This is a genomic window from Bradyrhizobium sp. 142, assembly GCF_023074015.1.
In the GTDB taxonomy this organism is placed as follows: Bacteria; Pseudomonadota; Alphaproteobacteria; order Rhizobiales; family Xanthobacteraceae; genus Bradyrhizobium.
Genome location: NZ_JADPKQ010000238.1, coordinates 1 through 6131, shown reverse-complemented (window position 1 = coordinate 6131; position 6131 = coordinate 1). Strand labels below are relative to the sequence as shown.

Genomic DNA, 6131 nt, shown 5'->3' with positions numbered 1-6131 from the left:
AGCTACGCGCTGAAGTACGAGAAGGCCGCCGATTGCCTGAGCAAGGATCGAGACACGCTACTGGCGTTCTACGACTTCCCGGCCGAGCACTGGAAACACTTGCGGACGCCTCGCCGCTGAAGCCGGCGAGATCGAGGCCTTCCATCCGCTATCGGACGGCCCGTGGATCTTCCCGCGCCTCGCTGATAACAACTGCTGCTCAATCTATCGCCGCACGAGCGCGACAGAACCCAAGATACCCCACGGGATCGCATCCCAATCAGCAAAGTCTCTTTTCTTCAACAACATAGACGGATGGGTGTTCTAATGCGCGGTTGTAATCGGCCCGCCAGCATCCAAGCGCGACGCGGGCTTGAGCCAGTGACGTGAACAGCGTCTCGTTCAACAGCTCATCCCGCAGCCGAGCATTGATGGGGAAGACGGCCCCGCTCTCTCGGCGACGGTGATATCGTGCCAGATGTGCTGGCGGCAGAAGGAGTCAATCAAGATGAACATCGCGACTATTGGATTGGACATTTCGAAGTTCGCTTTTCACCTCCATGCGGTTGATGACGAAGGACGCGTGGTCTGTCGCCAACGCCTGCGGCGTGGTGAGATCATCGCCTCTCGATGAAGGCGTTCTGCATGGGTTTGCCCGGGGCGATGTAGTGCCATACGACACGGCTCTGGTCGGCCCATGCGAGAATGGCGTTGCTGGTGAGTTCGCTACCGTTGTCGCTGACCACCATCTTCGGCTTGCCACGCTCGATCATCAGTCGGTCCAGTTCCCGCACCACACGGACGCCGGAGAGCGAGGTGTCGGCCACTAGCGCCAGGCACTCGCGGGTACAATCATCGACGACGGTCAGGATGCGGAAGCGGCGGCCGTCGGTCAGCTGATCCGACACGAAGTCGAGCGACCACCGTTCGTTCGGCATCATCGGAACCAGCATCGGCGCCCTGGTCCCGATCGCCCGCTTGCGGCCACCACGGCGGCGCACCGTCAGTTTCTCTTCCCGATAGAGCCGGAAGAGCTTTTTGCGGTTGATCCGATAGCCCTCCCGCTTGAGCAGAACATGCACTCGCCGGTAGCCGAAGCGGCGGCGTTCCTGGGCAATCGCCCTCATGCGCTGGCGAAGGCTGGCATCGTCAGTCCGCGTGGTCCGATATCTCATAGTCATGCGGCAGCAGCCGATGGCTTTACACGCGCGCCGTTCGCTCATCCCATGGGCATCCACCAGATGGGCGACAGCTTTCCGTTTCCCCGCGGGCGTCACCACTACTTTCCCAAGAGGTCCTTCAGCGCCGCATTGTCCAGCATGGCGTCGGCCAGGAGCCGCTTCAGCTTCGTGTTCCCGTCCTCCAGCGTTCTCAGCCGCTTGGCCTCGGAGACGTCCATCCCGCCGAACCTCGCCTTCCATTTGTAGATGCTGGCGTCGCTGACGCCGTGCTTGCGGCACAGATCGGCCACTGAAACCCCGACCTCGTGCTCCTTCAAGATCCCGATGATCTGCTCTTCCTTGAAACGATTGCGCTTCATGCTCTGGTCCTCGTCTTGGGCCAGAGCGAACTTCAAACTGGATTAAGCCCGTGGGGCAAGGTCACAATCTATCGATGCCCGCAAGACGCGGCTCTCCAATATCGTTCAAGAGTGCGCCAAGACGATCCATTATTTCATGACTTCGGCGACAGCTGGGATCATGTGATCAAGCTCGAAAAATGGTTCGACAACACGACGACAGAGGGACTTCCCCTCCTGCTCGAGGCCGCCGGTCGTTGTCCTCCGGAGGAGGTCAGCGGTGCGCCCGGCTATGCCGAATACCTCGATGCCATCAGCGAACCCGCACGTCCAGAGCACGAACGTATGCGCCTCTGGGGGCACGAACAGTTCGATCCCGCCGTCGTCGACCGGAAGGCGCTCGAGGGCGCCGTCAACGCATTGTCCGGAATTTGTAAGCCACGGCGGCACAAGCTGCGATCAAAATAGGCGTTAAGCGCCAATCGAAAGGGCCGCAGCGCTACGCTTACGTTTTGAACTAACTTCCGCTGTGGACCAGCGCGTGCCGCAGAATCCTGGAAACGTGCAAAATCTCCTACCAGAAGAGTCCAGTGGTCGAGCCATATGCGGAAAAGGCGCTCAGTCGGAATCATCGATTGGACAGGCAACATTGGTAATGTCGGAAGACAGCCGAGCCACGCTGCTCCACCTTGCGATGTCCGTATCGTCTGGAAAGACGAAACAGAGCAGATGCCCACCAGATGTGGACCCGGCAACCCGGCCGAAGCCAACGAATCTTGGCGCCGGGGGGATGAGCGCAGGAACCCCGTCGGTTCTCCGCATGAATCCGGCAACCTAGTTCCTCTCGACTTGGTGGCACCCCGCCGACGGCAAAGGTCGTGCAACCGGGAGCGACAGCTCTAGCCGAAAAAGACCTGTGATCATCAATTTCGCCTCGTCTGCTTGCGCCGAACTGTCGCCACGTCCGCTCAAGCCAAAATCCAATCCAGCTGGGTCTACCCATGGCTCAAGAGCCGGGAGTTGATCTGCGACATCAGGATCCGCCCAAGGGAAAATTCCCCGGCATCCGCTTTCCGCGTTAGTCCGCGCAAGTAGCCCCCAGCTGATCTGATCGCGGTGCCTCGCTGCAGGATGCAGGCGACGACGACCGCCGCTTGCGTTTCACCCAGGACGGTTTGCGCCTCCTCCCAGGCGCTCGGGCTGATGCCCAGCATCGATCGTACAACGGCCGCTGTGGCCAGGAAATCGCGCCAGTTCGAAACCCCACTTTTCGCATAATCGACGATGTCTGGACATGCACTCAGGACCATTCCTAACGGATAAGCTCCCTCCCCGACTCGCGAGGGTTGAGGTTTGGGCTCAGCTCCCGCCGCCCTGCCTTCTCGAAGGACAGGTTCAAGATCAATAGGGGCATCTGGATTTGAATTCTGTATGTGGCGCTCAGAATGGGACTCATTGGCGCTCGGATTCTTGGATTTGATGTGTGCTTCCAGAAGATTGAGCACGTCGTCGGCGAGCTGAGACAGCTCGTCGGCGATCGGCTCGAGCTCCTGGCGCCTAGCCGTGCGCGGAATCTGATCGACGATCGCGCGGAAGGCCGCGTGCACGACCTGCCAATCGGCAGGCCCCTGCCCTCCCCTTCGCGTCGGGACGGCTTCCTCGATGCCAGTTGCAATCATCTTCGCGATGTCGCGCCGGCACAGCGTGATGCGCTCGCGTACGAGCTTGAGTGCGCGGGCCTCGGCTTCGATATCGGCCGCCAGGCGCTCGAACTCCTCCGAGCGCACGACGAGCGGCGACAGATCGAAGCCGAAGGCGAGCTCGATTTCGCCGGCATTGTCCTTCCGCGCATAGCGCTTGCCGTTCGGACTGTCGCGCCGAACGATCAGGCCCGCGTCAACCAGCAGAGCAAGGTGACGGCGAAGCGTCGATGCCGGCATGCCGTGCGCGCGCCGGGTGAGTTGATGGTTCGAAGGGAAAACTATGAGATCATCCTCTCCTGTGAGCGCCGTCTCAGGATGGAAGGTCAGCAGCGCGTTTAATACCGACAGCGCGCGCTCCGACACGCCAAGGCGCGGCCGCGCCGTGCAGATGGCGTGGAAGATCTTCCACTTGTGCACGATCTTTTCGGGAGGACGTTCGGTTGCGACCATCTGGATTGCCACATCGGCAAGCGTCAGTGATCGCCGCCCAAAGGGCGTCCTTGGGGAGTGTGACTGCATGGGCACCGTCAAGTTAACGAATTGGAGCGGCCGAGGGGGTAGACGAGCGCCATGCCGAGCGCCCGGGCCCCCTTAATCGCCGGGATCGCTTCCCACGGAACTGATCAGCTCTGCCGTTTGGTTGTATTTTCGGTTTCCCTTAGGCTTGCGGCGCGCGGCATTTTCGTGACGTATGAACCGTGCGCCAGTGGGGAAGGAATTCGGCAAGGCGTTCTCCGATCGGATACGCCAGCGCGCTCCCGCCTGGGCGACAAATGGCATCTGGACGAAGTCGTTATCTGGGTCGCGGGCGAACAACATTGGCTCTGGCGCGCTGTCGACCAGAATGGCTTCGTTCTCGAGGCCTTGATCCAGCGCCGAAGAGACTCGCGTGCTGCGCAGCGGCTTGTCAAGACGCTCTTGAAATCGCCGGCACGCCGCCGCGCGTGATGATCACGAACAAACTCCGTTCGTACGGCGCTGCAAGGGCGAAGACGGGCTTTCACATCGAACATCGCCAGCACAAAGCTCTCAACAATGGGGCCGAGAATTCTCATCAGCCGACGCGCCGACGCGAGCGGATCATGAAGTGTTTCAATCGTCTCGTCAGGCTCAGCGGTTTCTGTCAGTTCACGATCAGGTCGCGAACCTTTTCCACATCCGTATCCCGGAGCCGTCACTGCCGACTTCCGTCGTGCTTCGCGCGAGCGAGCCTTTGCGACTTGGCGCGAGATCTGCACGACAGGCGCTATCGCCGATTCTCGATCCTCTGAGAAGTGCCTTCTTCGGCTCAGCGCCCGATTAAGCTGACGATCCCACGAGCAGAGCCTACGTTCAGCCTCACGAGGAAGAACAGATACTTCGCTGGTCGATGCGGTCCGTCATCTGGCCTACGTCGCGTCGCGTGCTGAAAATATCCGCACCATTCGCCTGTGATCGCTCGCGCGATCGCCGCAAAGGTGCCGTTCTGGTTCTTCGCGGCCGGTAGCGTATATGGCACGGGAGAGGTCGAAACCCTGCTGCGCGAGGCGGGCAAAGGCTATGTTCCGGGTGTTTCGTCCAATCATGTGTTCCGTTCCTGGGGCAAGCAGCAGCCTGTCGCCGGCACCGCCTCCGCATCGCGCCGAGCTTCCCAAGAAGGCCTCGCGCCGCCCGTCGTCCAGCGAAGGGACCAAAGGTCCGCGCTGGCACGACTGGGTTATTGCCAGACGGCCTCTTCTCGCGATCCGCCAGGCCCGGATCTCATGCTTGCGATGATAGCCGGTCACTGCCACCAACTCATCTAGCAGTCTGCTGAAAAACCCCCCTCGCCAGGGAGGGGACTTGATGATTGACTTTATCATCTCGAATCGGCGGAGACGATCATGCGCGGCAGGTTTACGGATCAGGGCGGCCTGTTTTCGTACACCGCGCCGGATATACGTGTGCTAGCGAACCATCCGCTGCGGAAGGTCCGGGAACTTGTCCGGATGTTTTGAGTGATTTGAACCGCAGCCCCGCAGCCTTGGAAAGCTATACGCCAGCGAGGGACGTCCTTCGATCCCTCCGGAGCAATTGCTGAGCGCCTTGCTGCAGCCGGTGTTCTACGGCATCCGCTCGGAACGCCAGTTGATGGAGCAGCTGGACTACAATCTTTTGTATCGTTGGTTCGTGGGACTGTCGCCGGACGATCCGGTCTGGGACCCGGCTACCTTTACCAAGAACCGGGAGCGGCTGCAGAACGCCGATGTGTTCACGAAGTTCATGACCAGGCTTCTGAACGATTCTCAGGTCAAGCCGCTATTGTCGGACGAGCATTTTTCGGTGGACGGAACGCTGATCGAAGCCTGGGCTTCGCAGAAGAGTTTTCGCCCCAAGGACGGCAGCGGCGACGATGATGACGGCGCCAACTTCCATGGCCAGAAACGCAAGAACGACACCCATGCGAGCACCAGTGACCCGGACAGCAGGCTTTATCGCAAGGTGGCCGGACGGGAGGCCAAGCTTTGCTATATGGGCCACGCCACCATGGAGAACCGGCATGGGCTGGCGGTGGCCGGCAGGGTCACGCATGCCAATGGCACCGCCGAACGCCGGGCTTCGGAGACCATGCTGAAGGCGAGACGCAAAGCCGCAGGCCGCCGCATCACGGCGGGTGAAGACAAGGTGACCTGCCCCTGAAGTTTCACCCAGTAGCGGTTAGAGTCTCGGCGGATGTTACGCCGTTTGGCGCGGTGTGAGCAACGTGCGATCGGCGGAGCTGGTCGGGGTTGCGCAGCCGATCGCACGTTGCGGTGAGGTAGGCGGCATAGGCCGCAGGGGCCAGATAGCCGAGCGAGGAATGCGGGCGTTGGCCGTTGTACAACGAGGTTTGAGAACGCCCACAGGACCGTTCTTCGCGAGGTTCTTTATCGATATCATCCTTGGTTTGGCTGCCGAGTTTGCGTTCATGG

At 60.7% G+C, this 6131-nt stretch carries 2 protein-coding genes and 6 pseudogenes; 4 read left to right on the top strand and 4 right to left on the bottom strand.

All coding sequences use genetic code 11. The annotated features are described in order from the left end of the window. Positions 1–164 (top strand): annotated as a pseudogene (locus tag IVA82_RS21985) (IS256 family transposase); the annotation flags it as partial. A 143-nt stretch (positions 165–307) separates the two neighbouring features. Here IVA82_RS21985 and IVA82_RS21980 read toward each other — a convergent pair. Beyond that, positions 308–433: pseudogene (locus IVA82_RS21980) on the bottom strand (integrase core domain-containing protein); the annotation flags it as partial. Positions 434–605: 172 nt separating this feature from the next. Then, positions 606–1519 (bottom strand): annotated as a pseudogene (locus IVA82_RS21975) (IS3 family transposase); the annotation flags it as partial. Between the two features lie 15 nt (positions 1520–1534). Here IVA82_RS21975 and IVA82_RS21970 point away from each other — a divergent pair. Further along, positions 1535–1966, top strand: coding sequence for a plasmid pRiA4b ORF-3 family protein (locus IVA82_RS21970; RefSeq protein ID WP_247493524.1), 432 nt, complete (start codon positions 1535–1537; stop codon positions 1964–1966). Positions 1967–2493: 527 nt separating this feature from the next. Here the strand turns inward: IVA82_RS21970 and repC are convergent. After that, entirely contained in the window at positions 2494–3720 is a 1227-nt protein-coding gene (gene repC, locus IVA82_RS21965; protein ID WP_247493523.1) for a plasmid replication protein RepC, read from the bottom strand. A gap of 51 nt (positions 3721–3771) precedes the next feature. On the opposite strand from repC, the pseudogene IVA82_RS21960 reads away from it, so the two are divergent. Both IVA82_RS21960 and IVA82_RS21955 read left to right on the top strand, forming a co-directional pair. Continuing rightward, a pseudogene (locus tag IVA82_RS21960) lies at positions 3772–4504 on the top strand (IS6 family transposase). A gap of 559 nt (positions 4505–5063) precedes the next feature. Next, positions 5064–5844 (top strand): annotated as a pseudogene (locus tag IVA82_RS21955) (IS5 family transposase); the annotation flags it as partial. Between the two features lie 19 nt (positions 5845–5863). Here the strand turns inward: IVA82_RS21955 and IVA82_RS21950 are convergent. Then, positions 5864–6131: pseudogene (locus IVA82_RS21950) on the bottom strand (hypothetical protein); the annotation flags it as partial.

Coding starts and splice junctions, on each gene's coding strand:
- repC (WP_247493523.1), bottom strand. CDS start 3,720: ATGCAGTCACACTCCCCAAGGACGCCCTTTGGGCGGCGATCACTGACG.